30 protein-coding genes and 1 pseudogene are annotated in these 26,295 nt (G+C 69.3%); 22 read left to right on the top strand and 9 right to left on the bottom strand.

Annotated features, from left to right (window positions below):
* Positions 1-53: 53 nt before the first annotated feature.
* Both copC and copD read left to right on the top strand, forming a co-directional pair.
* Positions 54-416 (top strand): copper homeostasis periplasmic binding protein CopC, encoded by a 363-nt coding sequence (gene copC / locus ASF81_RS10235; RefSeq protein ID WP_055808276.1) that lies wholly within the window; start codon positions 54-56, stop codon positions 414-416.
* Between the two features lie 4 nt (positions 417-420).
* On the top strand, positions 421-1,335 hold the full coding sequence (gene copD, locus ASF81_RS10230) for a copper homeostasis membrane protein CopD (RefSeq protein WP_055808274.1): 915 nt from the start codon (positions 421-423) through the stop codon (positions 1,333-1,335).
* Positions 1,336-1,511: 176 nt separating this feature from the next.
* On the opposite strand, the gene ASF81_RS10225 is transcribed toward copD, so the two are convergent.
* Genes ASF81_RS10225 through ASF81_RS10215 form a run of 3 tightly spaced genes read right to left on the bottom strand, consistent with a single transcriptional unit; the run spans position 1,512 to position 3,668 of the window.
* Positions 1,512-2,003 (bottom strand): nuclear transport factor 2 family protein, encoded by a 492-nt coding sequence (locus tag ASF81_RS10225; RefSeq protein WP_055808273.1) that lies wholly within the window; start codon positions 2,001-2,003, stop codon positions 1,512-1,514.
* Positions 2,004-2,043: 40 nt separating this feature from the next.
* Positions 2,044-2,520, bottom strand: coding sequence for a DUF411 domain-containing protein (locus tag ASF81_RS10220; protein WP_055808271.1), 477 nt, complete (start codon positions 2,518-2,520; stop codon positions 2,044-2,046).
* Positions 2,517-3,668 (bottom strand): acyltransferase, encoded by a 1,152-nt coding sequence (locus ASF81_RS10215; protein ID WP_200932939.1) that lies wholly within the window; start codon positions 3,666-3,668, stop codon positions 2,517-2,519. The genes ASF81_RS10220 and ASF81_RS10215 overlap by 4 nt, the downstream gene beginning before the upstream one ends.
* 129 nt (positions 3,669-3,797) lie before the next feature.
* On the opposite strand from ASF81_RS10215, the gene ASF81_RS10210 reads away from it, so the two are divergent.
* The 7 genes from ASF81_RS10210 (at position 3,798) to ASF81_RS10180 (ending at position 8,870) form a co-directional block, all read left to right on the top strand.
* A complete protein-coding gene (locus ASF81_RS10210; RefSeq protein ID WP_055808267.1) occupies positions 3,798-4,079 on the top strand; it encodes a hypothetical protein in 282 nt (93 codons plus the stop codon).
* Positions 4,076-4,516 carry a Spy/CpxP family protein refolding chaperone gene (locus ASF81_RS10205; RefSeq protein ID WP_055808265.1) on the top strand — a complete coding sequence of 147 codons (441 nt, stop codon included), beginning with the start codon at positions 4,076-4,078 and terminating at the stop codon, positions 4,514-4,516. Before ASF81_RS10210 ends, ASF81_RS10205 begins: the two co-directional genes overlap by 4 nt.
* Before the next feature lie 9 nt (positions 4,517-4,525).
* The gene (locus ASF81_RS10200) at positions 4,526-5,086 is read left to right on the top strand and encodes an RNA polymerase sigma factor (RefSeq protein WP_055808263.1); all 561 of its coding nucleotides are present in this window, start codon (positions 4,526-4,528) and stop codon (positions 5,084-5,086) included.
* 126 nt (positions 5,087-5,212) lie between these two features.
* Entirely contained in the window at positions 5,213-7,039 is a 1,827-nt protein-coding gene (locus ASF81_RS10195) for a copper resistance system multicopper oxidase (RefSeq protein WP_055808261.1), read from the top strand.
* Positions 7,036-8,232: a copper resistance protein B gene (locus tag ASF81_RS10190; RefSeq protein ID WP_055808258.1), complete on the top strand. Its 1,197-nt coding sequence runs from the start codon at positions 7,036-7,038 to the stop codon at positions 8,230-8,232. The genes ASF81_RS10195 and ASF81_RS10190 overlap by 4 nt, the downstream gene beginning before the upstream one ends.
* Positions 8,233-8,248: 16 nt before the next feature.
* On the top strand, positions 8,249-8,632 hold the full coding sequence (locus ASF81_RS10185; RefSeq protein WP_055808256.1) for a copper resistance CopC family protein: 384 nt from the start codon (positions 8,249-8,251) through the stop codon (positions 8,630-8,632).
* Positions 8,633-8,642: 10 nt separating this feature from the next.
* Positions 8,643-8,870 (top strand): hypothetical protein, encoded by a 228-nt coding sequence (locus ASF81_RS10180; protein WP_055808254.1) that lies wholly within the window; start codon positions 8,643-8,645, stop codon positions 8,868-8,870.
* Positions 8,871-8,937: 67 nt separating this feature from the next.
* Here ASF81_RS10180 and ASF81_RS10175 read toward each other — a convergent pair whose 3' ends face one another.
* Entirely contained in the window at positions 8,938-9,237 is a 300-nt protein-coding gene (locus tag ASF81_RS10175; RefSeq protein WP_055808488.1) for a hypothetical protein, read from the bottom strand.
* A gap of 194 nt (positions 9,238-9,431) precedes the next feature.
* On the bottom strand, positions 9,432-9,674 hold the full coding sequence (locus tag ASF81_RS10170; RefSeq protein ID WP_082503529.1) for a response regulator transcription factor: 243 nt from the start codon (positions 9,672-9,674) through the stop codon (positions 9,432-9,434).
* 480 nt (positions 9,675-10,154) lie between these two features.
* On the opposite strand from ASF81_RS10170, the gene ASF81_RS10165 reads away from it, so the two are divergent.
* The 4 genes and pseudogenes from ASF81_RS10165 to ASF81_RS10150 form a co-directional block, all read left to right on the top strand.
* Positions 10,155-10,640, top strand: a complete 486-nt coding sequence (locus tag ASF81_RS10165) for an RNA polymerase sigma factor (protein WP_055808252.1) — start codon at positions 10,155-10,157, stop codon at positions 10,638-10,640.
* Positions 10,641-10,650: 10 nt separating this feature from the next.
* On the top strand, positions 10,651-11,658 hold the full coding sequence (locus ASF81_RS10160; protein WP_055808249.1) for a FecR domain-containing protein: 1,008 nt from the start codon (positions 10,651-10,653) through the stop codon (positions 11,656-11,658).
* 64 nt (positions 11,659-11,722) lie between these two features.
* The gene (locus ASF81_RS10155) at positions 11,723-14,680 is read left to right on the top strand and encodes a TonB-dependent receptor (protein ID WP_055808247.1); all 2,958 of its coding nucleotides are present in this window, start codon (positions 11,723-11,725) and stop codon (positions 14,678-14,680) included.
* A pseudogene (locus tag ASF81_RS10150) lies at positions 14,680-16,974 on the top strand (hypothetical protein); the annotation flags it as partial. The gene ASF81_RS10155 and the pseudogene ASF81_RS10150, both read left to right, overlap by 1 nt.
* 18 nt (positions 16,975-16,992) lie before the next feature.
* On the opposite strand, the gene ASF81_RS15680 reads toward ASF81_RS10150, so the two are convergent.
* From ASF81_RS15680 to ASF81_RS10130, 4 genes are all read right to left on the bottom strand, one after another.
* Positions 16,993-18,732 carry an asparagine synthase-related protein gene (locus tag ASF81_RS15680; protein WP_082503526.1) on the bottom strand — a complete coding sequence of 580 codons (1,740 nt, stop codon included), beginning with the start codon at positions 18,730-18,732 and terminating at the stop codon, positions 16,993-16,995.
* A complete protein-coding gene (locus ASF81_RS10140; RefSeq protein WP_055808242.1) occupies positions 18,729-19,421 on the bottom strand; it encodes a lasso peptide biosynthesis B2 protein in 693 nt (230 codons plus the stop codon). Before ASF81_RS10140 ends, ASF81_RS15680 begins: the two co-directional genes overlap by 4 nt.
* Complete coding sequence (locus tag ASF81_RS10135; RefSeq protein ID WP_055808240.1) at positions 19,409-19,726, bottom strand: hypothetical protein; 318 nt, start codon at positions 19,724-19,726, stop codon at positions 19,409-19,411. The genes ASF81_RS10140 and ASF81_RS10135 overlap by 13 nt, the downstream gene beginning before the upstream one ends.
* 71 nt (positions 19,727-19,797) lie before the next feature.
* Positions 19,798-20,409 (bottom strand): GntR family transcriptional regulator, encoded by a 612-nt coding sequence (locus ASF81_RS10130; RefSeq protein WP_055808237.1) that lies wholly within the window; start codon positions 20,407-20,409, stop codon positions 19,798-19,800.
* 256 nt (positions 20,410-20,665) lie between these two features.
* On the opposite strand from ASF81_RS10130, the gene ASF81_RS10125 reads away from it, so the two are divergent.
* The 9 genes from ASF81_RS10125 (at position 20,666) to ASF81_RS10085 (ending at position 26,288) form a co-directional block, all read left to right on the top strand.
* The gene (locus ASF81_RS10125) at positions 20,666-21,166 is read left to right on the top strand and encodes an XRE family transcriptional regulator (protein WP_200932937.1); all 501 of its coding nucleotides are present in this window, start codon (positions 20,666-20,668) and stop codon (positions 21,164-21,166) included.
* A gap of 59 nt (positions 21,167-21,225) precedes the next feature.
* A complete protein-coding gene (locus ASF81_RS10120; RefSeq protein WP_055808235.1) occupies positions 21,226-21,486 on the top strand; it encodes a helix-turn-helix transcriptional regulator in 261 nt (86 codons plus the stop codon).
* A 76-nt stretch (positions 21,487-21,562) separates the two neighbouring features.
* A complete protein-coding gene (locus ASF81_RS10115) occupies positions 21,563-22,177 on the top strand; it encodes a lytic transglycosylase domain-containing protein (protein ID WP_055808481.1) in 615 nt (204 codons plus the stop codon).
* Positions 22,174-22,473, top strand: coding sequence for a TrbC/VirB2 family protein (locus ASF81_RS10110; RefSeq protein ID WP_055808232.1), 300 nt, complete (start codon positions 22,174-22,176; stop codon positions 22,471-22,473). Before ASF81_RS10115 ends, ASF81_RS10110 begins: the two co-directional genes overlap by 4 nt.
* Positions 22,473-22,655 carry a hypothetical protein gene (locus ASF81_RS10105; RefSeq protein WP_055808230.1) on the top strand — a complete coding sequence of 61 codons (183 nt, stop codon included), beginning with the start codon at positions 22,473-22,475 and terminating at the stop codon, positions 22,653-22,655. The genes ASF81_RS10110 and ASF81_RS10105 overlap by 1 nt, the downstream gene beginning before the upstream one ends.
* Positions 22,648-22,983 (top strand): type IV secretion system protein VirB3, encoded by a 336-nt coding sequence (locus ASF81_RS10100; RefSeq protein WP_055808227.1) that lies wholly within the window; start codon positions 22,648-22,650, stop codon positions 22,981-22,983. The genes ASF81_RS10105 and ASF81_RS10100 overlap by 8 nt, the downstream gene beginning before the upstream one ends.
* Positions 22,976-25,351, top strand: a complete 2,376-nt coding sequence (locus tag ASF81_RS10095; RefSeq protein ID WP_235559302.1) for a VirB4 family type IV secretion/conjugal transfer ATPase — start codon at positions 22,976-22,978, stop codon at positions 25,349-25,351. The genes ASF81_RS10100 and ASF81_RS10095 overlap by 8 nt, the downstream gene beginning before the upstream one ends.
* Complete coding sequence (locus ASF81_RS10090; protein ID WP_082503524.1) at positions 25,348-26,076, top strand: type IV secretion system protein; 729 nt, start codon at positions 25,348-25,350, stop codon at positions 26,074-26,076. The genes ASF81_RS10095 and ASF81_RS10090 overlap by 4 nt, the downstream gene beginning before the upstream one ends.
* Complete coding sequence (locus ASF81_RS10085; RefSeq protein WP_055808225.1) at positions 26,073-26,288, top strand: EexN family lipoprotein; 216 nt, start codon at positions 26,073-26,075, stop codon at positions 26,286-26,288. The genes ASF81_RS10090 and ASF81_RS10085 overlap by 4 nt, the downstream gene beginning before the upstream one ends.
* Positions 26,289-26,295 lie beyond the last annotated feature (7 nt).

Below are 26,295 nucleotides of genomic sequence, written 5' to 3'. Positions count from 1 at the left end.
CGACGCGTAGACTAGTCGAAGGCCGGACCGGCCAAATCGTCAGGAGACACAGTATGCGTGCATTCAACCCCGTTCCCTATGTCGCCTTGGCGGCTGCGGTCGTCCTCGCCGCTGGACCAGCTGCGGCTCACGCCCGTCTCGTGAGCGCCACGCCCGCGCCGAACGCCACGGTGGGTGCGACCCGCACGCTGACTTTGACCTTCAGCGAGCGGTCTGTGCCGGCGTTCTCTGGTTTCGACGTCGTCAACTCGGCCGGCGAAAAGCTCGCGGTACGCACCTCGATCGCTGAAGACGGCAAGACCCTCACGGGGACACCGGCGCGACCGCTGACTGCTGGCGCCTATCGCATCGACTGGCGCATCGCCTCGAGCGACGGTCACCGCATGACAGGCTCGTACACCTTCACCGTGCGCTGACGCCGTGCTCGAGCTCGCGGTCGTCGCGCTACGGTGGCTCCAGTACGCCGGGGCCGTCGTCCTTCTCGGGACGCCGCTATTCCTGCTGTACACCTTCAGGCGCGGCGATGGCGTGGATCTCACCTGGTCGCGCGCGATCCTGATAGGGTCAGGTTTGGTGGTCTTCGCCAGCGCGCTCCTGGCTCTCCTCGCCCAGACGGCGGTCATGGCCGGCTCGCTGGCGGAAGCCATCAAGCCTGCGTCTCTGTCCTTCATGATCACCGGCACGGCCTTGGGTAAGGCCATGGTCGCCCGGGCCGCCCTCGCCCTCGCAGCCGTCGTCGCGGTCCTCGCCATAAAGCCGGGCAAGACGGCTTGGAGCGTCTCGCTAGGCCTTGGGCTCTTCGTGGTCGCGAGCTTCGCCTGGACAGGACACGGCGCGGCGACAGAAGGCTCCGGGGGCCTGGTCCACCTCGCCTCTGACATCGTCCATTCCGTCGGGGCAGCCCTCTGGCTTGGCGCGCTGGTGGCGCTGACGATCCTGCTGCGACGCCGCGCCGGGGTCGACGATGGGGTCCTCCACCGCGCCTTGCATGGGTTCTCGGGCCTTGGCACTCTCGCCGTAGCCCTGCTCGTGGCCACCGGTCTTGCGAACAGCTGGTTCCTCGTCGGACCGGAGCGTTTCGTGAACCTTGGCGACAGCCTTTACGGACAGCTGCTGATCGCCAAGCTGGCGCTCTTCGTGCTGATGCTGAGTCTGGCGGCGGACAACCGTTTCCGCCTCACACCCTCCCTGCGCCGGGAGCTGGAGCACACGGGACAGTCGATCTCGGCGGTTCGACGGCTGCGGCGCAGCATCGTCACGGAGACGACCCTCGGGCTCGTCGTCCTTGCCGTCGTTGCGCTTATGGGCACCCTCCCCCCGCCGGTCGCGACGTGATCCGGGCGAGCAAATGGCCCGCGGAGCCGAGCGCCGCTGCGGTCGCGGCTCCGTTCTTCGAGGCCGGAAGGTTGTCACGTCCGTCCCTCGGGGCGTCCGGGATTCCCGGCAAGCGGACAAATACGGTCTGAACGCCACGCGCTTGCGCACGGAGCCGTTCAGACCCGAGACGCGAACTACCGCGGAGCGCGCGACGACCAGTGAATGTGATGGATGCGCCAGCCGTCGGCATGGCGCTTCAGCACCATGGTTTCCGTTGTCAGACGGTCCACGGCGCGCCCGTTAAACTGACCGGTGGTGCGGCCTTCGCTGGTGATCCACGCCACATCACCGTCCGCCCAGCCCGATCTGCGGCTCACGGTAGCGTCCGAGGCGGCCGCGAAGGCGGCGTCCGACGCAAGATGGTGGGAGGCGTATTCCTCGCGCGAGCGCTCCGCTCCGCCCTCTTCAAAGATCATGACGTCGGGGGCCAGAAGCGACAGGGCGGCAGAGGTGTCGCCGGCCTTGAGCGCGGCATGGAAGGCATCGACGGTCGCGGCCGCGTCCGTCGCTTCCGCGCTGATCGACCCGGCGGTCTGGGCGTGGCCGTGGGAATGGTCCTGCGCGACGGCTGGCGTCACCGTCGAGACGGCGAGAGAGAGGGCGAGAACGAGAGGTTTGGGGGACATGATGGGCTCCGGTTTATAAATCAGGTGAGACAGGGTCAGGTCAGGTCGGCGGATTGTGACGGGCGAACACCCGGGTCGCGCCGGAGCGAAGCACCAGCAGCGTGTCGTAGGGATCCTTGTCTCCCTGCGGTGTGTCCATGCCGGGCGAACCGAGAGGCATGGCCGGCACCGCGAGGCCGAGCGCCGTCGGCCGCTCGGCAAGCAGCCTTATCAAGTCCCCCGCCGGGACATGGCCCTCTACGAAATAGCCATCGATCAATCCGGTGTGGCAGGAGCCCAGGTTGTCCGGAAGTCCCCGACTGCTGCGGACGGACTGCAGGCTCGGCAGAACGGTGATGGTGGTGGTGAAGCCGGCCTGCCGCATGTGCGTGATCCAGGCGTCGCAGCACGCACAGGTCGGCGTCTTGAAGACCGTGAGGTTTCTCGTCGACCGGCTCTGGGCGCAGGCCGTTCCGGTCAGGGCGACGCTGACGGCGGCGCCGAGAAAAAGCCTTCGGTGGAGCTGGGAGGTGGTCAAAAGGGCTCTCCTTGATCGCTGTGAATGGTGCGTCTGGCTTCGGCATCCGGCGTCCGGCCGACGGTCCGCCGTCTCAGCCAACTCCGGCTCGGTCGCTCGACCAGACCATAGATGGCGGCCGCCGCGGCGAGGGTGACCGCCAGCATGGCCGCCAGTTCAAGAAGACCCATCCGATAGTCGCCCGGCCAGCCCCCGAGAGTCTGGGCGGCATTGCGCCACACCATCAGGATCGGAATATGGACGAGGTAGAGGGCGAACGAGGCCTCACCGGCGAAGATTGTGATCGGGTGCGACAGGAAGGTCCTGACACCTGCCTTGGCGAGCAGCGCCAGGGCGAGAACGAAGGGTCCCGCCGCAGCGACGATAAGGCGATCGTCGGCGCCGATCTGCATGGCGAGCAAGAGCGCCACGGTGGCTCCGACGGCGCCCGCGATGGCTGTCCGCGGGGACGGCGCCCAGCGCGCTCCGAGATAGTAGAGGCCAATCCCGAGCAGGAACTCCGGAACAATGCGCAAGACGCCCATATTGTCTTCCGCGCGGGGCAGTACCGAGCCGAACCACTGCCGGTAGATCGCGTCCAGCAGGATGAACAGGCCAGTCGCCGCCGCCACGAGCATCCATGGCCTGTGTCGAAATCGCAGGGCGACCGCAGCGTAGGCCGGAAAGGCGAGATAGACGGCCCACTCGGCCGACAGCGACCAGGCGGGACCGTTCCACAGAACCATCCCGTCTCGCGGGAACCACGCCTGAATCAGAAAGAAGGTGGTCAGGAAATCCGCAGCGTTGAACCGCCCGGGCTCCAGGCCGACGTCCAGAAGCGGCGCGACGAGCACGAGCGCCAGCATCGCCACCAGAATGAACAGGTGCGCCGGGTAGATGCGGGCGAACCGCGCCGCGAGGAACCGCCTGTAGTTCACCGGCCGATCACCCTGCAGGTAAACATGGGTGAGGATGAAGCCCGACAGGATGAAGAAGATGTCGACCGCGAGACGAGCCCGGTTCAACAGTCCGGCCGCGCCCTCGGGCAGCGTCCATTGCAACTGGTAGTGAAACAGGACCACGCCGAGCGCGAGGAAGAACCGCACCCCCGTCAGCGGATCGAGCCGGTCCGGGAACGGACCCGCGGCCGGATCTGACCTCTCGCTCACATCGCCTCCCCCGACACGAGCGGGTCCTCCCGGTCGTTCTCTGGTATCTACGCGGCGGGCCGCTCTCCCCCTCGTGAGGGGCTGGGCGGTTCGGCGCGTATGGCAAAGGGGGCGTGACGCAGGTGCGTAATGACTGAAGAGATCGAGCGACTGATCGGGGCTGCGGCGCCTGGCGATACGGGGCGGTTGGAGGGTCTGGAAGAGGCTGTCTGGGCACGGATCGCCGTGCGCAGGGATTCGGCGTCGATGGGCCAGGTTCGGGTCGCCGCCGTAGGGCTCGCCCTCGTGCTCGGCGTGGCCAACGGTGGATTGCTGCTCCTGGCGTCGCCCAGGCCAGAGCCCTCTGAGTTGCGCATCTTTACAGTCTCCGCGGGCCTGTCGCCTCTCGATCCCCTGGATGTCCGGGGATGAGAGCGCGCTGGAAATCCGTCACCCTGACAGCCGTGCTGGCGGCGCTCGCCAGCGGTGCGGCGACCTGGGCGAGCGCGACCTTGGTCATGCGAGAGCGTCAGCCACCGAGTCTGCATAGCGTCGTTCACGAGCAGTTGGACCTGAGCGCCGAACAGGATCGTCGTCTGGACGCGATCGAAGCGCGCTTCGCCGCGCGTCGCCCCGCGCTGGAAGCAGAGGTGCGGACCGCCAACCGCGAGCTCGCCGCCGCCATCGCCGCGAGCGATGGAAACACGCCCCAGGTGCAGGCGGCGGTGGATCACTTCCACGCGGCCATGGGCGATCTGCAGAAAGCGACCATCGCACACGTCTTCGAGATGCGGTCGGTGCTCACCCCGGCGCAGGCTGAGGTCTTCGACGCCGCGGTGGTGGACGCCCTGCGTGCCGACGCCGGCTAGGCGCGGCGCGTGGAGGGCGACAGCATTGAAGCGCGTGCAGCTGGCGGGGACAGGGGCGCCTTCAGCGCCTTGATGGCGGCGACCAAGGGCGATCTCTACAGGTTCGTTCGGCGCTATGTCGGCGATGAGGCGGAAGCGCACGACCTGCTCCAGGAAACCTACACGGCCGCGTGGCTCGCGCTGCGGCGGTATGATGCGGCGCGGCCCTTCGATGTCTGGCTCCGGTCGATCGCCCTCAACAAATGCCGGGACTGGAGCCGTCGGCGTGCGGTGCGTCGGGTAGTGCGCGGCGTGATGGGCCTCGACGCCCCTGAAGCGTCGGCGGTTCGGATCGAGACGCCGTCTCCAGAAACCCAACTGGACGATCGCCGCCGGGCCGAGGCGCTTCATCGCGCACTGACCCGCCTGCCTGACGGCCTCAAGGCCCCTCTTCTGCTGGCCACGCTCGAAGGTCGCTCGCACGGCGAGATCGCGGCGATCATGGGCGTCACGACCAAGGCCGTTGAGACGCGGATCGCCCGCGCCCGCAAGCGGCTTGCCGAGGACATGGCCGTTCCCGGGGGCGCTTGACCTCATCGTGTCGCCGGACGGCGAAGGGCGGTTTATTTCGAGGTGTGGCGACCTGCCGCAAGGGCGTTGTCGCCGACGTGCGTATGTCTACCAGAAGCCGACACGCGTCCGAGGAACCCCCCGCCTATGCCCATGCCAAGTCTCGATCGCCGAATGCTTCTCAGGGGCGCCGCCGTAAGCGGCGGGCTGCTTGGCCTGCAGGGCCTTCTGCCGGCCTGGGCGCAGACCGGATCGGCGGGGCTGAGAGCGGACCTGCCGACGCTGAGCGGGCCCAACATCGACCTGATGGTCGGCCACTCGCCTTTCACGGTCGGAGGCCGGACCGGCCATGCCGTGACGATCAACGGGGTGCTTCCGGCGCCCTTGCTGCGCCTGCGCGAGGGACAGAACGTGCGACTGTCCGTGACCAACGGCCTGGATGAGGACACCTCGATCCACTGGCACGGCCTGTTGCTGCCATTCCAGATGGACGGCGTCCCGGGCATCAGCTTCCCGGGCATCAAGCCGCGGGAAACCTTCGTCTATGAGTTCCCGATCAAGCAGTCAGGCACCTTCTGGTACCACAGCCACTCCAATCTCCAGGAGGCGATGGGCCACTACGGTCCGATCGTCATCGATCCGGCGGGCGCCGATCCGGTCGGCTACGACCGCGAGCATGTGCTGGTCCTGTCGGACTGGAGCTTCATGCACCCGCACGAGATCCTGGAGAAGCTGAAGAAGAGCCCCGGCTATTTCAACCAGCAGCGCACCACCCTGGCCGGCCTCATGGACGGCAGCGACCGCATGAGCCTGGAAGAGCGGCGCATGTGGGGTGAGATGCGGATGGACCCGCGCGACATCCTGGACGTCAACGGCTCGACCTACACCTATCTGATCAACGGCCACGGCCCGCAGGAGAATTGGACCGGCCTGTTCCGACCCGGCGAGCGGGTGCGGCTGCGCATCATCAACGCCTCCGCCATGTCGATCTTCAACGTCCGCATCCCTGGCTTGCCGATGACCGTGGTGCAGGCCGACGGCGAGAACGTCCGCCCGGTCGAGACCGACGAGTTCCAGATTTCGGTCGCCGAAACCTACGACGTTATCGTCCGGCCGACCGAAGACCGGGCCTACACCATCGTGTCCGAAGCGATCGACCGGTCAGGCATGGGCCGGGCGACCCTGGCCCCGCGCCTTGGAATGACGGCCGAAGTCCCGCCGCTGCGGGAGGTGCCGAACCTTACCATGCGCGACATGGGCATGGGCGGAATGGACCATGGCGCCATGGGCGGCATGGACCACGGTAGCATGGCCGGGATGGATCATGGTGCGATGGCAGGCATGGACCATGGCGCCCCGGCGCAAGGCGCGACACCGGCGCATGACATGGGCGAAATGTCCATGTCGGGCATGAACATGCGCGATCCCGAGAACGCGCCTCCGGACATGGCGGTCGGCGTCGGCGTCGATGCGATCGCCATGGATCCGGCCAATCGCCTGGGCGAGCGGCCGATCGGTCTCAACAACGTCGACCACCGCGTTCTAGTCTACACCGACCTGGTGTCGCTGCAGCCGAACAAGGACCAGCGCCCGCCGTCGCGGACAATGGAAATACACCTGACCGGCAATATGGAGCGGTTCATGTGGGGCTTCGACGGTCGCAAGTTCAGCGAGCTGGTCGAGCCGATCCGCTTCGAGCGCGACGAGCGGGTGCGCGTGACCTTGGTCAACGACACCATGATGGCCCACCCCATTCACCTGCACGGCCACTTCTTCGAGCTGGTCACCGGTGGCCCCGCCGGACATCAACCCCTGAAGCACACGGTGAACGTCGCGCCCGGCGGCAAGGTGACGTTCGACCTGACCGCCGACGCGCCCGGCGACTGGGCCTTCCACTGCCATATGCTGATGCACATGCACGCGGGCATGTTCAACGTCGTCACGGTCCGCCCCCTGGACGGAGTCGCGTCATGAACCGTTTCGCCGTCGCCCTCGCGCCGCTGATCCTCGCCGCCAGCGCCTTTAGCGCCCAGGCGCAGGACCCACACGCGGGCCATGTCATGCCGGCGACCCCGGCGCCGCGACCCGCGCCTGAACCGGTCGTCCGGCCTCAGACGCCCCCTCCCTCGCCCGCTCAGGACCCGCATGCCGGTCATGTCATGCAGCCCGCGCCAACGCCGCCGGCGCCGGACCCTCATGCCGGTCATCCGATGCCGGCTGATCCCCAGAGCGTCGATCCGCACGCGGGTCACGACATGTCGACCATGGCGCCAACGACGCAGCCCGATCCGCACGCGGGCCACGACATGTCCGCCATGCCCTCCGCTCAAGCCGATCCCCATGCCGGTCACGACATGTCGACCATGAGCAAGGGGCCGCCGGACGTGCCGACCAGCGCCGACAATCCCGGCCGGCCTCCGGAGGATCCGCTCCCCGCCGCCGCCCTCAGCGGTCCCGCGCACGCCGCCGATCTGGTTTTCGGCGCCGAGGCGATGGCCGCCGCCCGTGAGACCTTGGTTCGCGAAAACGGGGACGTCCGCACCACGGCCGTCATCATCGACCGTCTGGAAGCCGGCTTCGGCGATGACGGCGAGTCGTATCTCTGGGACGTCCAGGGCTGGAGCGGCGGAGACATCAATCGCTTCTGGTGGAAGTCCGAAGGCGAAGGCGACTTTGGCGGCGAGCTGGGGCAGGCCGAGGTCCAGGCGCTGTACAGCCGCGCGATCTCGCCGTTCTGGGATATGCAGGCCGGCGTGCGCCAGGATTTCCGGCCCGACGGCGAGGATACGACGCACCTTGTTCTCGGCCTGCAGGGCCTCGCGCCCTACTGGTGGGAGATCGACGCGGCCGCCTTCCTCTCCACCGAAGGCGACCTGACCGCCCGCGTCGAGGCCGAATACGACCAGCGCATCACCCAGCGCCTGATCCTCCAGCCGCGCCTCGAAATCGACGCTTCGGCGAGCGACATTCCGGAGCTGGAGATCGGCTCCGGCTTGTCGTCGATCGAGGCGGGCCTGCGTCTGCGCTACGAGTTCCGCAAGGAGTTCGCCCCCTATGTCGGCGTTGAGTGGAGCCGAGCGCTCGGCGACACCGCCGACTACATCGAAGCCCGAGGCGGCGAGGCTGACGACACCCGTCTCGTCGTCGGCCTCAAGGCCTGGTTCTGACCGAAGGAGACCCCCCATGATCCGCACTCTCGTCCTCACGGCCGCCCTGGCCTTCGCCGGCGCCGCCGCCGCTCAGGATCCTCACGCCGGGCACACGATGCCGGCGCAGGCCGCTGCGCCGCAATCGGGCGTCACCACGGTTCCGGCGAACGGGGCGATGACCCATGGGTCGCCCGAACGCTTCAGCGTCACCTTCCCGCACGCGATGGTCCTGAAGACAGTGACCCTGACCGCCGAGGGACAGGCCCCGGTGGTCGTGAACGCCCCCGCCGCGCCGGCCGCCGCGACCGTCAGCGTGGCTCTTCCCCGGCTCGCCGCGGGAACCTACACGGCCGCCTGGACCGCTGAAGGTCCGGACGGCCACAAGATGTCCGGCTCTGTCAGCTTCATGGTTCACTAGGAGAACGACGATGCGAGTTTCCAACCTGCTGGCCGCCGCCGGCGCGATCCTGGCCCTGAGCGCTGGAGCGGCCCTGGCCGCCGAAGGCTGCGACTGTTGCGAGGACATGGCCGCTGACGCCGCCATGAGCTGCTGCGACAAGATGAAGTCTGACGCTTCGCCGCCCGCCGAACCCGCGCCGCCCGCGCCGGCGCCCTCGGATGCTCCGGCTCCCCAAGGTCACGCCGACCATAACTGACCGGCCGATCTGAACCGCTCCGGCAGGCGCTCCGACTGATCGGAGGTCTGCCCGGAGCGGACAGGCGTCAACTCTCGGTCTTCGCCGCGCTGAGCCGCGCCTCGCTCCCTGGGGCGCCGCCTGCCGCAATCCGGATGAAACGGACGGTCTCGGCCCGCGTCCGCGGTTCAGCGACGAAACCCGCCTCGGCGAAGGCGAGATGCTGGGGCATCGGCGCCCTCGCCGTATCCACGCGCCACCAAACCTCCAGCGACGCCGCCTTGGGCAAAATGCCCCCGGCGATCCGCTCGATGTCCCGAAAGGACAGGTCCACCTCGGCGCTCTTCTGACGTCGGAGAAAGGCTGCGAGCGGCGCGTATTTAGCCATCTGGGTGTCTTGCTCCACTGCTGCCGGGGGTCAAGCCCGGCTGGCGCGCTTGGGCTGGCCGATCTAGACTCGCCGGCGGCGGGTTCCGGGAACGATAGGCGCCGATCAAGAGCCAGGGGACGTGCAAACGTCGGCGGCGATCGGCGGCGAAACGCCGGGCTTCATCACAGAAGTTCCTGGCCCGCCCCCTCCCCTCATCCCGGGTCGATCAGACCTTGCCGGACCGCCGAGGCGACCGCTTCGATCCGGGTCCGGACCCGGAGTTTGGAGCAGGCCTTCTCAAGATAGCTGTCCACGGTGCGGGGCGACAGCGACAGAATGATTCCGATGTCGGAAGAGCTTTTCCCGCGACAGACCCATTGCAGACATTCCTGTTCGCGCGGGCTCAGGGTGACCGCGTGCGATCCACGGCCCGGATCTTCGGATACAGCTTCCATATTACACCACCGGTTGTCCGACTCCCTCCGTACACGGCGGGTTCGCGCCCGGGCAACGTCGATGAATTGCGGGTCGCCCGCAGGTTTCTTGCGGGACGGAAGCCTCCCCGCCGGTTGAACCGCAGACAGGTCGCGACTACAGCGGGGCCGTCGGGCGCCGCGAGATAGGCGCACAGCCGGAGCCGGGGTTCGTCGCTGACGGAGGCGGCGCTGCGCGCTGAAGTAACGGGCCTCGTTCGCAGAGGATTCCAACGCCCGACCCCTCCCGCTTGCGTCGGGATTCCGTTTGATTCATGCTCGCCAGGCCGACCTACGCGTCGGCAGGGGCTTGGAATCCCCTGTGCGATATCTTCTTCGACGACCCACGCGCGGCGTGGCTGTCGCTGACCGGATCACCGTGTCAGGCGTGTGAGCGCCTGCGCCCGGCTGTCCGTTCGCGCCCCGGATTCCAGCCGTCTGAATTGCGGTCGGAGAGGCAGGGTGAGCGAAGCGAAGCCATTGCAAGCGGAGGTCGGCGGCGGCCTGGACGGCCTGTACCGCCGCTACGCTGCGTGGTTGAACCGTCGCCTCCGGGCTCGGATCGGTCCGGACGATGCGGCCGACGTCGTGCAGGAAACCTATATCCGCATCGCGCCCTTCGCCGACGGCGGGATCGCCCATCCCCGCGCCTTCCTGCTCCGGGTCGCCCTCAATCTGGTGCGCGATGACGCCAAACATAGGCGCCGTCGGCCAAGCGACGCCGACCTCCAATCCCCCGAATCCGAAGGCGCGCCCCAGTTCGATCAGGTTCTGCTCGCCCAGATCATACGATCCATGCCGCAACTCTACCGCGACGTCTTCGTCTTGAGCCGCTTTGACGGTATGACGTATCCCGAGATCGCCAAGGAGCTCGAGATCAGCGTCAAGACGGTGGAGTGGCGGATGTCCAAGGCGCTCGACTACTGCGCGCTGCGGCTGGACCTTTAGGCGAAGACTGATGACGACCGAGGCTGACGCCGACATCAGACGCAAGGAGACCGCCGACTGGTTCGCGCGGCTCAACCAGCGCAAGGTCACCACGGCGGACGTGAAGGCGTTCAGCGCCTGGCGACGGGACTCCAGGAACGCCGAGAGTTTCGACCGCATGCAGGCGATGTGGGACGCGAGTCGCACCCTGGCCGACCAACCCGAGATGGCCGCGCTTTCGGCGGACGCCCGGACCCGCGCCGCCTCCCGCCGCAGGGCCCGCCCCCGCCTGCTCGGTGTTCTCGCCCCCGTCGGCGCCGTCGGCGCCGCGATCGCGGCCCTGTCCGTGGGCTGGTGGTTGTGGTCAGCGCAGCAGCCGACCCCCTATCTCACCCAGGTCGGCGAACGCCGCGTCGTTCAACTGGCCGACGGCTCGACGATCACGCTCGACACGGACTCCAGGATCGACGTTCGCCTGACCGGGGGCCGCCGGCTGGTCACCCTCGTCACGGGCCAGGCCCGGTTCGACGTTGAGGGCGACCCGGACCGGCCGTTCGTCGTCAAGGCCGGCGACACCGAGGTTACGGCCTTGGGCACGAGCTTCGACGTCCGGCGCTTCGGGACGGGCGCACGCGTGGTGCTTGTCGAGGGCCGGGTCGATGTGCGCGAGGGCGAACAGGCGGACCGGCGCTGGTCGATGCAGCCGGGACAGCAGCTGGTGACGTCCGTCCCCCGACCCCGGGTGGTCACGACCGATCTACCCGCGGCGACCAGCTGGGCGGCGGGCCGACTGACCTTCCACGAAACGCCGATCGGCGTCGCCGTGGCTGAGGTCAACCGCTACACCCGTCATCCGATCGAACTGCGCGCCGGGGACATTTCCTCCATCCGGGTGAGCGGGGTGTTCGACGCCGGCGACGTCGAGGGTTTCGTGGCGGCGCTGCGCGACCTCTATCCGCTCACCGCCGAACGGGCCGAGGACGGTCATGTGGTGCTTTCGGGCGCATCGAAAAATAATCTGACCCCGGACTTAGGGTAAGGCCCGCGACCGGTCGTCTCCTCCCGGTCCCGCATCAATGCGGATAAGAAACCGGGGGAGACACATGAGACAGGGCTTCACTTCAACGGCGCTCGCGGCGCTTCTGATGGCGTCGGCGACGCCGGTCTGCGCCCAGCAGGCCGAGTCCGCGCGTCGCTTCGACATCCCGGCAGGGCCGCTGGCGCGCACCCTCCCCGCCTTCGCTCGCCAGAGCGGTCAGCAGATCCTCTATCCGAGCGCCCTGGTGGCGGACCGGGCCTCGGCGTCACTTTCGGGCGACTATTCCGTCGAGACGGCGCTGGCGCTGCTCCTGCGCGACACCGGCCTGACCTATCGACGGAGCCGGCCCAATGTGTTCGTCCTCATCGACCCGTCGCAACGCGCCGAGGCCGAACAGCTGGAAGCCGTCCAGCTGGACGAGGTCGTCGTCACGGGCAGCCTGCTGCGCGGGGTGCTCGACGGCCCCTCGCCGGTGGTGGTCGTCAGCCGCGACCAGATTGATCGCGACGGCCACGCGACCGTCGCTCAAGCCCTGGCGGCGCTGCCGCAGAATTTCGCAGGCACCGCCAATGACGCCACCCTCAGCAACGGCGGCGACCGCAGCGGCACCAACGCCAACTACTCCAATGGGGTGAACCTGCGCGGCCTCGGCAGCGACGCGACCCTGGTGTTGGTCAACGGCCGGCGGATCGCCGGGACCGGCTCCAAGGGCGATTTCGCCGACGTCTCGTCGATTCCGACGGCCGCCGTTGAGCGGATCGACGTCCTGCTCGACGGAGCCTCGGCTCTCTACGGCGCCGACGCCGTGGGCGGGGTCATCAATGTGGTCCTGCGTGACGACTACGACGGCGCCGAGACCAGAGCGCGCTACGGCACGGCCGCCGACGGCGCCTTCTCCGATGTCCTGTTCGCCCAGACGATCGGGCGGCGATGGGGCAGCGGCAGTCTTATGGGCGTCTACGAATACCAGGACCGCGAAGCCCTGCCCGCGGCCGAACGCGATCGCGCGGGTGACGCCGATCTGCGCCGCTTCGGCGGATCGGATCGCCGACTGAACTACAGCAACCCCGGCAACATCATGGTGATCGACCCGGCGTCGGGCGCCTATGTCTCCGCCTTCGCCATCCCGGGCGGTCAGGACGGGACCAACCTGGCTCCGGGCGATTTCCTGCCGGGGCAGGAGAACCGCACCAATCAGCGGTTCGGCATGAACGTCTTTCCGCGGCAGACCCGCCATATCGCCTATCTGGCGGGACGGCAGGATCTCGGCGGCCGGCTGACCCTGTCCGGCGACGCGCGCTGGGCCCGGCGCGACTATGAGACCCGATCGTCGCCGATCGCCACGCTGCTGACCGTCAACCGCAATAACCCCTTCTTCGAATCCCCGACGGGCGCGAATTCGCACCTGATCGCCTATTCCTTCGCCGGTCAGACGCCCAACCCGGTGCAATCCGGGGAGGTCGAGACCCTGTCCGCGACGATCGGCGCCGATCTCGACCTGGGCGGCTCGTGGCGGTTGTCGAGCTATCTCGCCTACGGCGCGGAAGAAGCCGGCTTCGGGTCGTCGGGCACGCTGCAATCGACCTATCTGCGCGAGGCGCTGGGCGCCTTGGCGGACAATCCGGCCACGGGCTACAGCGCCGCCAGGGACGGCTTTCTCAATCCGTTCGGGGCGGGGAACGTCAATCCGCAGGCCGCGCTGGACTTCATCACGGGCGGCTGGACCCATCTGTGGAGCGAGAGCCGCATCACCACGGCGAACGTGATGCTGGACGGCGACCTGTTGGAGCTGCCCGGCGGCCCGTTGAAACTCGCGGTCGGGGCGGCGCTCCGGCGCGAGAATTTCGACCGCAAGGTGGACAGTTTCACCTCCGGCATCGCGCCCGTCCTGGGCGCGCTGAACGCCAGCGAGCGCGACGTGGCGGCGGTCTATGCGGAGGCGCGGATTCCCCTGTTCGGGGCCGGCAACAGCCGTCCGGGACTGGAACGGCTCGAACTGTCGCTGGCGGCCCGGTTCGAGGACTATGGCGATGTCGGTCAGACGACGAGCCCCAAGGTCGGTCTGGTCTGGGAACCCATGGCGGGCGCGCGCCTGCGGGCCAACTACGGCCGGTCCTTCCGGGCGCCGGCCCTGCGCGAGGTGAATGACGCGGCGACGGCCAGTCCCTCGATCCTGCCCCGCGGACCCAACCAGATCCTGACCATGATCCTGTATGGCGGCAATCCGGATCTGGAGCCCGAAACCGCCGACACCTGGACGGTTGGGGGCGATTTCGAGCCCGCCTCGGTTCAGGGTCTCCGGATCAGCGTCAACGCCTTCCGCACGGATTTCGAGAACCGGATCGGCCAACCGGCTCTGGAGAACATCCTCACCGCGCTGAGCGACACCACCCTGAGCCCGTTCGTTCGGATCATCGATCCGGCCACCAACGCCCAGGATCGCGCCGACATGCAGGCGATCCTCGATTTGCCGACCACCAACCTGCGTGACCTGTTCCCGGCCACCGATTACGGCGCCATCGTCGACGCCCGCTACGTCAACACCGCCAGCGTCCAGGTCCAGGGCGCCGACCTCACGGTCGCCTACGCCTTCGCGGTCGGCCCTGACGCCTTCGATCTGACCAGCAGCCTGACCTGGCTGGAGCGCTTCGACGCCCGGGCCACGCCCACCTCCCCCGTGGTCTCCCAGCTGGATCGACCGAACTATCCCGTGGGCCTGCGGGGTCGCACCCATCTCAGCTGGACGAGGGGCCCGCTCACCCTCGGCGGAGCGGTGGATCATGTCTCCGACTACGCCGACACCTCCGGGCGTCGCATCGGCTCCTGGACCACGGCCGATCTTCAGGTGCGCTATGCGCCGGAGACGGGTCCGATCGCCGGGACGGCCGTCGCCCTAACGATCCAGAACCTCTTTGACCGTGATCCGCCCTTCTACGACGCGCCCGAAGGCGTGGCCTATGACGCGGCGAACTCGGACGTCATCGGCCGCTACGTCTCGCTCCAGCTGACCCGGAGCTGGTGATGCACCGCACAGTTCTGATGCTCGGCCTTGCGGCCGGGCTCGCCTTCGCTTGTCCCGCGCTCGCCCAGTCCTCCGGCCCTTTCACCATCGACGCCCTGCTGCGTCAGGAGAGTCTCGGCGATGCGCGCGTCAGTCCGGACGGCCGCTGGATCGCGCTGGAACGCCGGGCGCGCTACGACCGCGCGCCCTCCTACAAGCTGTCCAGGGACACCGACCGCCTCCTCAGCGCCGTCCAGATCGTGGACGCGCGCTCTGGCGAGGTCGTCCGCACCCTGGAGACCCCGGACCATTCCGCCGGCTATACGGCTGGACGGTTCTCGCCCGACGGTCGCCGGCTGATCGTCTACGAGCTGACGCCGGACAGCTGGCGGCTGGGCGTCCTGTCGCTCGAGACCGGCGCGGTCCGTTGGACCGCGCTCGCGCCGGAAGACCCGCGGCTCGGGCTGACGGCGCTCTGGCGAACCGTCGACGAACTGCTCGTCGTCGTGCAGCCGGGCGGACAGCTGCCCGAGATCGCCCGCACCGGCTTCCAGGCCCAGGACCGTATCGCGGCGCTCTGGGCGGCGACAGCGTCCGGCCGATCCGTCGGCGGCACCTTCATTCCGAGCGGCTCGGCCCGCGACACCCGCGAACATCGCCCACCGTTGTCGCTCCTCCGCCTGGATGTGCGTAGCGGCGCGCAGACGCCGCTCGCCGCGGGTGCGATCTTCGATCTCGCCCTGTCGCCGGACGGCGCCCGTATCGCCGTGCTGGAGGACCGCGAGGATCTGCAGCCCGATCCCGATCGCCCGGTCCTGGTCGGCGACCCGATCCGCCGACGCGCCCTGCGCCTGATCGACATCGACACCGGCGCCGAAACCCGGATCGACCCCGCTCTCGATTACGGCCCCTATCTGATGGCGTGGAGCCCCGACAGCCGTCGGCTTCTCGCCTTCGCGCGCCACGTGGGCCAAGCCGGCTTCGAGCGGTCCGGCGCCTATGTCGCGATCGGGCTGGACGGCTTGGTCTCCAGGTTCGCGGACAAGCCGGCGACGGAGCGAAGCCCGTGGGACGAACCGGTGGCGCTGGGCGGCTGGCTCGGCGACACGCCCGTGCTCCGGGTCCTGGATGACGCCGGCGTCGCCCAATGGCGCGTGCCGGGCGGTCTCGCGCCGATCCCGGCCCAGACGGGCGATCGGCTCGTCGACTGGAACGGCGAGACCCGTATCGAGCGCGGCGACCGGCTTCTGTCCCTGAACGGAGGCCCGGACGTCGCCGGCCGGATCAGCGACCTCGGCGAGGCTCGCGACGCCGGCTTCCGCGCCGCCTATGTGCGCGAGGCGACCCCCGGCCGCACCCTGATCAGCGACGGCTGCGCCAAGGCCGCGATCGACGCGGCGCCGGTCTGCGTCTCGCCGCTGGAACCGGATGAAACCCGCGTCGCCTCCAGCCCTGACGGCGCCTTCGTCGTCGCCCGTCAGGACTCCGCCGACGGATCCGCCCGTTTCCGGCTCCATCGCGCCGACGCCGGCCTGACCCTGGCGGAGATCAACCTCGATCGCGCGACCTTCGACTGGGGCGAAATCATCGAAGTTGCGCACACCGGTCCTGCCGGCCAGGCGCTGAAGAGCTGGCTGCTCCTGCCGCCGGGATTGGCGGAAGGGGTCAAGGCGCCGCTGGTCGTCGAGGTCTACCCCGGCCGCGTCTCGTCGCGTCCGCCGTCACCGCTCACGCGCCGCTCCGCCATGCTCCAGAACAATCCGGCGGTCATCGCCGGGGGCGGCTATGCGGTTCTCTATGTCAGCCTGCCGAACCCGCCGGATGGGCGCTGGTCCGGCGCGGCCCTTGCCGCGCAGATCGACGCCATCGCCGATGCGGCCGGCGCCACTGGCCGGGTCCGGGCCGACCGCTACGCCCTGCTCGGTCACAGCTACGGGGCCTTCAATGTGCTCAACGCGGCGCCCCACAGCGACCGGGTCGCGGCGTTGATCGCCTCCAACGGCTACGCCGACCTGATCAGCGCCTTCGAACTGCCGCCCTTCTTCCGCTCCGCACCCGACGAGGGCGTGCCCATCGGCCAGCTGTCCGGCTGGGCGGAGACAGGCCAGGCGGCGATCGGCGCCTTCCCGGCGGACGCCGCCCGCTATGTCGAGATGAGCCCGCTGTTCTCGGCGGCGGACCTGCGGGCGCCGGCCCTGCTGATCGAAAGCGATCTGGAGCGGCCGCGCATGGGCAAGTTGTTCGGCGTCCTCTACCGACTAAACCGGGACGCGGCTCTGCTGACCTACTATGGCGAGGGCCATGTGCTCGCCAGCCCCGGCAACCTGCGCGACCTACACGCCCACATCCTCGACTGGCTGGCGCGCTACCTCGGTCCGGCGACGCGCGATCCGACCCTCCCAGTGGCGCGCCCAGGCCTCCAGGACGGCGGCCAGCAACGGGGCGTTGGCGCCCTCGCGCCAGAGCAGGCGGGCCGGGTCGAGATCAACCTCGAGCGTCGCCCGGTCGAGGACGCCCTGGGCCGCTAGTCGTCCCTCCAGGAGGAAGGCGGCGAGCGCCGGCGCGCTGTCCCGTACGACCTGGCCGTAGAAGTGGCTCAGATCGCCCTTGTCCCGCCGTTCGGCGATCAAGGGCGGCAGGCGCTCCGAGAAGGCCAGGCGGGCCAGGCCCCGGTCCCGTTCGCCCAGGGTCAGCCGGTCGGACGGCACGCCGAGGCAGTGTTCGACGACCGGCTGACTGAGGAAGGGATTGAGCAGCGGGGCCTGGCGCGCCCTCAGACAGTCCGTCCAGAACAGCTGACAGTTCACGAACCGCTCCAGCTGCCCCCGCTTGGCGGGCGCAAGCTCGGCCGCGTCGTCGAGCCACCGGTGACGCGGCCCCGATCCGGTCTGCGTCCGGCCGCGCACCGCCAGTCGGCCGACGGTCCAGGCGGAGTGGCGGGTCCAGCGGCCCACCGCCGCCAGATAGGCCGGATTGAGGGCGCGCAAGCCCTGGCGGCGGAACCGGTCGGCGGCGACGAGGGGATCCGGGGCCTGGAAGAAGACGCTGTCGCCGCCCTGTCCCGTCAACAGGCCGTCGGCGCCCAGCGCCGCCAGTCGGCCCGCGGCGTGCCGATCATAGGCCGGGTCCACCCCTTGGAGGGCGGGACGGAGTCCGGAGGCCAGAGTGGTGAAGTCCGCGTCGGAGATCGCCTCGACCGGCTTGCGAACGGTCTCGAGCGGAACGCCGCTCAGCGCCGCGGCCGCCTCCGCGTAACGACGCTCGTCGCCTTCGGCGTCGTCGCCATAGTAGTTGATGAAGACCGCGCGCTCGGCGTGCCCCGTCGCCCTCAGGCTTCCCGCCACGATGGCCGAGTCCAGTCCCCCGGAGAGTTCGGAGACCACCCGGCGACGCGAGCGCATGGTGCGGTCGATGGTGCGATCGACGACCCGCACGAGAGCGTCCGGGGCGTCGTCGGCGCCCCGACGGACGAAGTCGGCCGGCCGCCACAGGGGTTCGTCGGGAAGGTCTTGGTCCGGCCGGCTCCAGCAACCGGCGCCGACCGGCGTCAAACCTTGGAGGGGCAATCCGTCGGTCAGAAGCGAAGGCGTCGCCAGAAGGGCGCCCAGTTGTGGCCAGTCGATCGCGAGCGTGTCCGGCAAGACGGCGTCGAGCGCCGGCGGAGGACAGTCGGTCACCAAGGTGACGGGACCTCGCCGCCACCACACCACATCCACCGCTCCGGTCGGATCCCGCACCAGGTTCAGGTGGCCGTCGCGATCTCGCCAGACCATCAGATAGGCGCCCCAGCCTTCGCTCATGAGGCCCGCGCCGAGCGGGCGTCCTTCGGGGAAGCGGCCTGCGATCGCGGAAGGATGCGCGCCCTCCCCGCGCCATTCCCCGATCAGGGCATGGGCGCGATGAACCTGCGCGACGGGCCATGGGAAACGCGGTCCGGTCAGAATCCTCAGACCGAAGCCGTCGAGCCGCAGGGTCCAGCCGCTCCGCAGTAGCGCCGCCAGGGCCGCCTCGACGGCGGGATCGCGGGCGTCCGCGGCGTCGGCGACGAGGAGATAGCCGGCGTCGCCGCTCATCGCACCATGATCGGCGTGTAGGCCACGAGCCGCTCCACATCATCGTTGAGACAGACCTCGCCGACCTGCACCCAGCAATGGGCGGTGAACGGACACAGGCGCACGCCGAACACCCAGTCGGCCCGAAGCCCCTGACGCCGGAGAAAACGGACCAGCAGCGCCGACCGGACGAGGCATTCCCCCTCGATCGGCAAATAGGCCATCAGGGTCCAGAACCGCCGACCGGCCTCGATCGCGGCCATAGGGTCGTCACGAGGCTCGGCGCCGCCCAGACTGACATAAGGCGACAGGCCGGCCCCGCGCCGGGCGGCCCGCACCTCGTGCATCGCGCAGAGCCCCGGGATCAGGTCCCGCATCAGGTCCAGACGCCCTCCGGCGTGGATCACGGAACGCACCGGGCGAGCCGGCGGAACCCGGGGCTTCGGCGAAGGCTCCGCTCCGATCAACCCCGCCGCGATCAGGGCCGAGACGGGGCCGTTCATCCGGACGAGACCGCCTCCCGCGAGCCGCCGGCACAGGGCGGCGCCGTCCGGCAGGCAATGATAGCCGTCGCCGCGCACGTCGAGCAGGACGGCGTCACCACCGACGCAGGCGTGGTGAACGTCCGGCGCGAAATACAGGCGCACGGCAGGGGCGGCGGCGTCGCCGCCGTCGCCCCCCGTCGGAGCCGTCGCGCTCAGGCGGTCCAACGCTCGACCGGGATCAGCTCGCGATTGCCGCTGGGCTGGTCCGCCCGCGTCTGCTCCGCGGCCCCGCCGATGCGGGCGACCGAGGGATCGACGTAGGTGTAGATCGGGTTGAGTTCCCGATTGTGCCCCGGGCCGTCGGCGCGGGTCTGCTCCATCGCGGAACCGAGCCCGACGATCTGGGTCGTGGACGCGTCGTCGTAGAAATAGAGCGGGATCAGCTCCATCTTTTCGACGCCGCCGCCGGCGCGGGTCAGTGCGCTGGCGCAGCCGAGCCCGATCAGGCCCGGAAGGGGATTGGTCTTCATGTCGTAGCCTCCTTGAACGGGGCCAAACGCCCCGCACCCTAAGCCAGCGCCCGCGAGGCTCTATATTCAAACTATATCTGTCCTATACTTTCGACAGATTGTCGCATGACTGCCACGACGGCGGTGGCGAGCGCCGATCTCTCTCGATGATGCAGATCGACCTCGCGCCGCAACGCGACGAGCGCGCCGTCCGCGACGTGGCGTTCGACACCGACGATCCAGGCCAGGTCCGGCGGCGCCAATTCGGCCGAGACGATCCGAATGGGTCGAAGCCGCAGCGTCAGGCGCCAATGGGTTTGCGCCAAGACCGCCCGCCCCGGCGACCGGACCAAGGCGGCGTAGAAGCGCTCCTCGCTCCTCTCGCCGACGCTCTGGAGCGCCACAGTCGTTCCGGCGGCGTCAAGAAGGTCGATCGCCAAATGCACCAGCCGCCGGTGGATTTCGTAGAGATCAACGATGTCGTCGGCGCTGGGACTGGGGGCGTAGTAGCCACGCCCGGGGCGATGTTCGATCAGACCTTCGCCGGCGAGCCGGGCCAGGGCCTCGCGCACGGGCGTCTGGGACAGTTCCAGTTCGGCGGCCAAGGCGGTGGCGACCAACGGCTCTCCCCAGCCGAAGCGGCCTGATCCGGCGAACGCCGCCAAGGCGGTCAGGGCGTCGTTATAGGGGTCTCGCGATCGCATCACGACCAACCCCCAGCGAGGGCGCTCAAGCCGCGACCCACGCCGAGTTCGGGTTGCGATGAGAATGCGACCATGTAATCGGCGACTTCCGCAAAGATTTCGCGTGCGACCCGCAGATATTTTGCGCAAATACACAAGGTTTATAAACCCGTTTGTTTCCCACCTTTCATTTGATGCACGGTTGCTTCATTTTTCAACCAGTAGGGGTGCGGTGCGCGCGAGTCGCGGTGCTCGGAAACGGAGTTAGAGCGACGTCATGGAGAGCGCCGACCGTCAGTCCCAGAGCGAGACCCTGTCCACCGCCCTTCGGCTGATCCGCACCCATCGTCGGCTGCGGGCGGCGGATGTCGGCAAGTCCATGAACATGGCGCTGCGCTCCTACGAGCATTTCGAGTCCGGCGGTGGACGCATCAACATCGAGCGCGTCCATCGTTTCGCCGAGGTCACGGACAGCGATCCCCACGCGATCCTCGCGGCGCTGGCGCTCGGGTCGCCCGCCTTCGCCTTGCGGTGCGCCGACAATAAGCTCGCCACCATTCTCGCGGTCGTGCTGCAGGAGTTCGACGAGGAGGCGGGCGACGCGATCGCGGAGCTGGAGTCCCTGACCATCATCAACACCTTCACCAAGGCCCTGCGCGAGCTGGCCGCGCAGTCCGTCCGCCGGGAGAGCGCGGCGGACGCCTGGCTTGAGGAACGGCGACATCGGCTCGTTTCCCCCACCGGAGACGACGGCGGCTCGGACAAGGGCGCACCGTAGATCCCGGGTGGCGGGTTTACGGACTGGTCCAAGGGTTCCATTCGGCGCCTCATGACCGGATGCGCCCGCTACCCGCCGACCCGCTTTCAGATTCCTCCACGCTCGACCGGCTTTCCGATCGGCAGAAGCAGTGCCTTGCCCTGGCCGCCGAGGGTCTGACATCGGCGGCGATCGGCGAAAGGGTCGGCCTGTCCGCCCGCACGGTCGATGAACATCTGATGGGCGCTTGCCGTGCGCTCGGGGTGCGGACGCGCGTCCAGGCCGTGGCGCGGCTCGCGGCCGCCCAGCGGCCGCCTGAACCCCGGACCTTCCTACCGTAAACGCCCGGCGGGAGGGTCGCGGGTCGCGGCGGCCGGGACTCATCGGCTTTGCTCGGGGCTCACGATGGAGCCTCCCTTGCTGGACCTCGCCCTCATCCTCAGCCTGTCCCAAGCCTGCGCCCCGCATGTGGCCCCCGAAACCCTGGCGGCCGTCGCCTATGCGGAAAGCCGCTTCAATCCGAACGCCATCGGGGTCAACCGCGGCCCCCGGCCGGCGCGGACGCCACGCGACGCCGCCGAGGCGGCGCGCGTGGCGCGCGACCTTCTGGCCCGAGGCGCGAACCTCGATCTCGGCGTCGCCCAGATCAACAGCGACAACCTCGACTGGCTCGGCCTGTCGGTCGAGGCGGCCTTCGATCCCTGCCGAAACCTCGCCGCCGCCGGTCAGGTGCTTCGCGCGGGCTATCGGCCGGCCGAGGGCGTCGATCCGCAGACGACGTTGAGGATCGCCCTCTCCCGCTACAACACCGGTCATCCCGAGCGCGGCTTCCGCAACGGCTATGTCGCCCGGGTCGAGGCGGCCGCCGTCCGCCTCGGCGTTCAGGCCTTGCGCCCCGTCCAGCCCCTTGCGACCGCGCCGCTGCCCGACCCGGTCCAGACCGCGCCAGCGGCGGACTGGGACGTCTTCGCGCGCGCCCGGACCAGCCTGGTCCTGACCTTCACCGCCACCCAGACCGGGAGTTCTGAATGACCGCCTCCATCTCCTCTCGCCGGTTCGGCGCCGTCGGCGCCATCGCCCTGGCGACCAGCCTGATTCTGGTCCAGCCGGCCTTCGCCTCCGCCAACGTCGAAGGCCTGCTTCAGAACGTCGTCGACATGCTGACCGGCAACACCGCGCGGCTGCTCGCCGTCCTGGCGGTCGTGGTCGTCGGCATTCTCTGGATGTTCGGCCTGTTCGACCTGCGGCGCGCGGCGATCGTGGTGCTCGGCATCGTGGTCGTCTTCGGCGCGGCCGAGATCGTCAATCTGATCACGGGCGGCGCCTGATGGACGACGCCCTCTCCTGGGTCGTGATCGGATCGGCCTCGGTGCTCCTGGCGCTGGTCCTGATGCTCGGCCTGAAGCTGATCTCGCCCAAGCGCTTCGCCCAGATCTTCGCCGGCCTCGCCTCCGGCGTCGCCATCGGCCTGGCCCTGTCGCGCCTGTCCGCCGGAGGCCCGCATGGCTGAAGAGCGCCTGACCGAAGACCCCTTGTTCCTGGCCTGCACCCGACCGGCCATGATCCTGGGCGTCCCCATGGAGGCCATGGGCGTGAATGTCATCCTTTCGGGCGTCGTCTTCCTGGTCGGCGGCAGCCTGCTCTATCTCCTCGTCGCGCCGGCCCTGCACCTGGTGTTCCGGGCAATCTGTCGGGCGGATCACAACGCCTTCCGGCTGCTGTTCGTCTATGTCGACACCAAGGGCCGGTCGCGCAACGCCGCCCTCTGGGGCGGCAGTTCGGCGACACCGTTGCCTCTCATCCGGCGCTACCGTCCGACGGAGCTGGCCCGTGGCTGAGGGCGGCGTCAGCGCGATGCGCCTGCGGCGCGAGGCCGACGCCCGGCCTCATCTGCCCTACGCGCGCCACGTCTCCGACGCCGTGGTGGCGCTCGACAACGGCGCCCTGATGATGGTTTTCCAGATCGACGGGGCCAGTTTCGAGACCGCGGATGCGCGCGATCTGAACGACTGGCATATCAAGCTGAACCAGGCGTGGCGCAATCTGGCCGACGATCGCCTGGCGATCTGGCACCATGTGGTGCGCCGCCCGGCCGAACTCGAGCGGTCCGCCGGCTTCCGCTCGGACTTCGCCGGCGAACTGGGCGCGCTCTACGACGATCGGGTCGCGGAGCGTCGGCTCTGGATCAATGAGCTCTTCGTCACCCTCGTCCTCCACCCCGGCCGCGAGGCGGGCGATCGCGCCGCGGCCCTGGCGCGTCGCCTGAAGGCGGCGCGGCGGGCGGACGCCGAGGTCGAGACCGCCCACCTCCAGCGGATCGAGGAAGCGGGCCGGGACCTGATCCAGTATCTCGACCGCTACGCGCCGCGCCGGCTCGGCCTGTATGAACGTGACGGTCTCTGGTTCTCCGAGCCGATGGAGGTGATGCGACTGGTTCTGACAGGTCGGCGCTCGGCGGTTCCGATCGTCTTCGGCCACCTCGGCGCGGCCGTTCATACGGTGCGTGTCATCTTCGGTCGCGAGACCCTGGAGCTGCGGGACGTCGCCGACGCTCGCTACGCCGGCGTCCTGGCGGTGAAGGAATATCCGGCGACGACCCGGCCGGGGCTGTGGGACGATCTGCTGAGCGTCCGCTTCGGCTTCGTGGCGAGCCAGTCCTTCGCGTTCCTGTCCAAGGCCGCCGCGCGGACGGTGATGGAGCGCAAGCAGAACCAGATGGTCTCCGCGCGCGACCGCGCGGCCTCTCAGATCACCGGCCTGTCGGACGCGCTCGACGACCTGGTCAGCAACCGCTTCGTGATGGGCGAGCACCAGGCTTCGATCCTCGTGCACGGCGATACGCCGGGGGCGCTGGCGGACCATTTATCCAAGGCGCGCGCCATTCTCGCCGATTCCGGTCTGGTCGTGGCCCGGGAGGATCTCGGACTGGAGGCGGCCTTCTGGTCCCAGTTCCCCGGCGCCTTCGCCCGCCGCACCCGGCCGGCCGCCATCACCTCGCGCAATTTCGCGGCCCTGGCGCCGTTCCACGCCCATCCGGTCGGCAAGGCGCGCGGCGCCCACTGGGGCGAGGCGGTCGCGGTGCTGCGCACCACGGCCGGCTCGCCGTTCTGGTTCAACTTCCACGTCGGCGATCTGGGCCACACCTTCATCTGCGGGCCGTCCGGATCGGGCAAGACGGTCGTCCAGAACTTCATGCTGGCCCAGCTCGAACGCTTCGGCGCCCAGCAGCTGTTCATCGACAAGGACCGGGGGGCCGAGATCTTCGTGCGCGCCTGCGGCGGGACCTATCTCGCCCTGCGCAACGGCGAGCCGACGGGCTTCGCCCCATTCAAGGCGCTCGACCCGACGCCGGCGAACCGCGCCTTCCTGGTTCGTCTCGTCCGCGCGCTGGTCGATCGCCCCCACGACCCCCTCACGGTTCCGGAGGCGCGCGCCATCGATCAGGGCGTCGCGGCGCTGGAGGCCCTGCCCCGCGAGCGACGCTCCATCGCCGCCCTGCGCAGCCTGCTCGGCCAGGGCGACGCCGGGGGCGTGGGCGCGCGCCTGGAGCGCTGGCAGCGCGGCGGTCCGCTGGGCTGGGTGCTCGACAATGAGGCGGACGCCCTGAGCCTGGAGGCGCGGTTCGCCGGCTTCGACATCACCCAGATGCTGGACCACGACGAGGTTCGCACGCCCGCGATGTTGTATCTGTTTCATCGCATCGCCGAGCGTGTCGATGGCCGACGCCTCGTGCTCGACATCGACGAGTTCTGGAAGGTGCTGGACGATCCGGCCTTCACCGAGCTCGCCCGGGACGGTCTCAAGACCTGGCGCAAGCAGAACGCCCTGATGGTGTTCGGCACCCAGTCGCCGGCCGACGCGCTGCGCTCGCCCATCGCCCACGCCATCCTCGAGCAGTGCGCGACTAAGATCTTCCTGCCCAACGCCCACGGCCAGGCCCGGGACTACATCGACGGTTTCGGCCTGACCCGGGAGGAGTTCCGGCTCGTCCGCGAGGTGCTGACCCCGGAGTCGCACCGCTTCCTGGTCAAACAGGGTCACGACAGCGTCGTGGTCGAGCTCGACCTGCGCGGCATGGACGACGCCCTGGCCATCCTGTCCGGCCGGACCGAGACCGTCGCCCTGCTCGACCGTCTGCGCGCCGAGGCGGGCGACGACTACGCGCAATGGCGCGCCCCCTTCCATGACCAGAGGAGGTTCCTGTGAGAGCCCGAATCCTGTCCGCCGCGGCCGTCGCCGCCCTCGTTGTCGCCGGCGCTCCGGCCGCCCGGGCCCAGCAGATCGTCCACGACCCGAGGGCCCTCGCCCAGATGATCGAGGAGGCACGCACCACCCTGGATCAGTTGAAAGCGCTGCAGACCCAGGTCGAACAGGGCCAGCGGCTGTTCGACAGTCTCAACAACCTGTCCGATGTCAACGCCCTGGCCGGCGAGCTCGGCCTGCCGACCGTGCGCAATCCCCTGCCCGATATGCGGTCGATGCGGGCGGCGGCGAACGGCGACCTCGGCGCGCTCGGCGACCTGGCTGACCGCGCCAACGCCATCCGTCGCGACACCCGGCTGTACACGCCGCCGACGGGCGATCTGAGCCCGGCCGACGCCTATTACCGGGACAGTCTCGAACGCGCGGGCGCCCGCACGGCGCGCGATCTCGCCGTGGGCGAGGCGGTGGCCGGAGCCGCCGACCGGCGGCTTGAGGGTCTGGAGACGCTGCGCTCGGCCCTCGACACCGCGCTCAACGCCCGGGCGGTGATGGATCTGGAGGCGCGGCTCGCGGCGGAACAGGCTCTGATCCAGAACGAACAGGTGCGGCTGCAAGGTCTGGCCCTGACCCAGGCGGCCGAGGCCCGGCTGGAGGAGCAACGCGCCCGGGAACGGGCCGAAGCCGCCCGCACGGCGCGCATGAGCGTCTACGAGAGGGCCTTCCAGTGACGCGGATCGCCCTCCTCGCCGCCTTCGCGCTCGCCGGCTGCGGCGCGCCGGACCGAACGGCCGGGGAATTCGCGGCCGACCCTGACGCGGCGGCCCGGATCGTGGCCGCCTGCGACGCCGGCCGGACGCAAACGGAGTGCGAGGCGGCGCGCCGCGGCCTGGCCGAGGCCCGGCGTGACGCCCGGATGCGCGCCTATGAGCAGGCGTTCTGAGGACCGG

Origin of the sequence: Brevundimonas sp. Leaf168, from assembly GCF_001423685.1 — a bacterium.
Classification (GTDB): domain Bacteria; phylum Pseudomonadota; class Alphaproteobacteria; order Caulobacterales; family Caulobacteraceae; genus Brevundimonas; species Brevundimonas vesicularis_C.
Note: the sequence above shows the minus strand (reverse complement) of the source record. Positions and strands in the feature narration are given on the sequence as shown.

What these genes read in the sequence shown, in the direction of transcription:
- ASF81_RS10175 (WP_055808488.1), bottom strand. Translation starts at nt 9,237, where the DNA reads ATGGCTAAATACGCGCCGCTCGCAGCCTTTCTCCGACGTCAGAAGAGC.
- ASF81_RS10205 (WP_055808265.1), top strand. Translation starts at nt 4,076, where the DNA reads ATGAGAGCGCGCTGGAAATCCGTCACCCTGACAGCCGTGCTGGCGGCG.
- ASF81_RS10155 (WP_055808247.1), top strand. Translation starts at nt 11,723, where the DNA reads ATGAGACAGGGCTTCACTTCAACGGCGCTCGCGGCGCTTCTGATGGCG.
- ASF81_RS10190 (WP_055808258.1), top strand. Translation starts at nt 7,036, where the DNA reads ATGAACCGTTTCGCCGTCGCCCTCGCGCCGCTGATCCTCGCCGCCAGC.
- ASF81_RS10185 (WP_055808256.1), top strand. Translation starts at nt 8,249, where the DNA reads ATGATCCGCACTCTCGTCCTCACGGCCGCCCTGGCCTTCGCCGGCGCC.
- ASF81_RS10210 (WP_055808267.1), top strand. Translation starts at nt 3,798, where the DNA reads ATGACTGAAGAGATCGAGCGACTGATCGGGGCTGCGGCGCCTGGCGAT.
- ASF81_RS10180 (WP_055808254.1), top strand. Translation starts at nt 8,643, where the DNA reads ATGCGAGTTTCCAACCTGCTGGCCGCCGCCGGCGCGATCCTGGCCCTG.
- ASF81_RS10120 (WP_055808235.1), top strand. Translation starts at nt 21,226, where the DNA reads ATGCGCCCGCTACCCGCCGACCCGCTTTCAGATTCCTCCACGCTCGAC.
- ASF81_RS10100 (WP_055808227.1), top strand. Translation starts at nt 22,648, where the DNA reads ATGGCTGAAGAGCGCCTGACCGAAGACCCCTTGTTCCTGGCCTGCACC.
- ASF81_RS10125 (WP_200932937.1), top strand. Translation starts at nt 20,666, where the DNA reads ATGGAGAGCGCCGACCGTCAGTCCCAGAGCGAGACCCTGTCCACCGCC.
- ASF81_RS10225 (WP_055808273.1), bottom strand. Translation starts at nt 2,003, where the DNA reads ATGTCCCCCAAACCTCTCGTTCTCGCCCTCTCTCTCGCCGTCTCGACG.
- copC (WP_055808276.1), top strand. Translation starts at nt 54, where the DNA reads ATGCGTGCATTCAACCCCGTTCCCTATGTCGCCTTGGCGGCTGCGGTC.
- ASF81_RS10195 (WP_055808261.1), top strand. Translation starts at nt 5,213, where the DNA reads ATGCCCATGCCAAGTCTCGATCGCCGAATGCTTCTCAGGGGCGCCGCC.
- ASF81_RS10110 (WP_055808232.1), top strand. Translation starts at nt 22,174, where the DNA reads ATGACCGCCTCCATCTCCTCTCGCCGGTTCGGCGCCGTCGGCGCCATC.
- ASF81_RS15680 (WP_082503526.1), bottom strand. Translation starts at nt 18,732, where the DNA reads ATGAGCGGCGACGCCGGCTATCTCCTCGTCGCCGACGCCGCGGACGCC.
- ASF81_RS10160 (WP_055808249.1), top strand. Translation starts at nt 10,651, where the DNA reads ATGACGACCGAGGCTGACGCCGACATCAGACGCAAGGAGACCGCCGAC.
- ASF81_RS10135 (WP_055808240.1), bottom strand. Translation starts at nt 19,726, where the DNA reads ATGAAGACCAATCCCCTTCCGGGCCTGATCGGGCTCGGCTGCGCCAGC.
- ASF81_RS10170 (WP_082503529.1), bottom strand. Translation starts at nt 9,674, where the DNA reads ATGGAAGCTGTATCCGAAGATCCGGGCCGTGGATCGCACGCGGTCACC.
- ASF81_RS10130 (WP_055808237.1), bottom strand. Translation starts at nt 20,409, where the DNA reads ATGCGATCGCGAGACCCCTATAACGACGCCCTGACCGCCTTGGCGGCG.
- ASF81_RS10105 (WP_055808230.1), top strand. Translation starts at nt 22,473, where the DNA reads ATGGACGACGCCCTCTCCTGGGTCGTGATCGGATCGGCCTCGGTGCTC.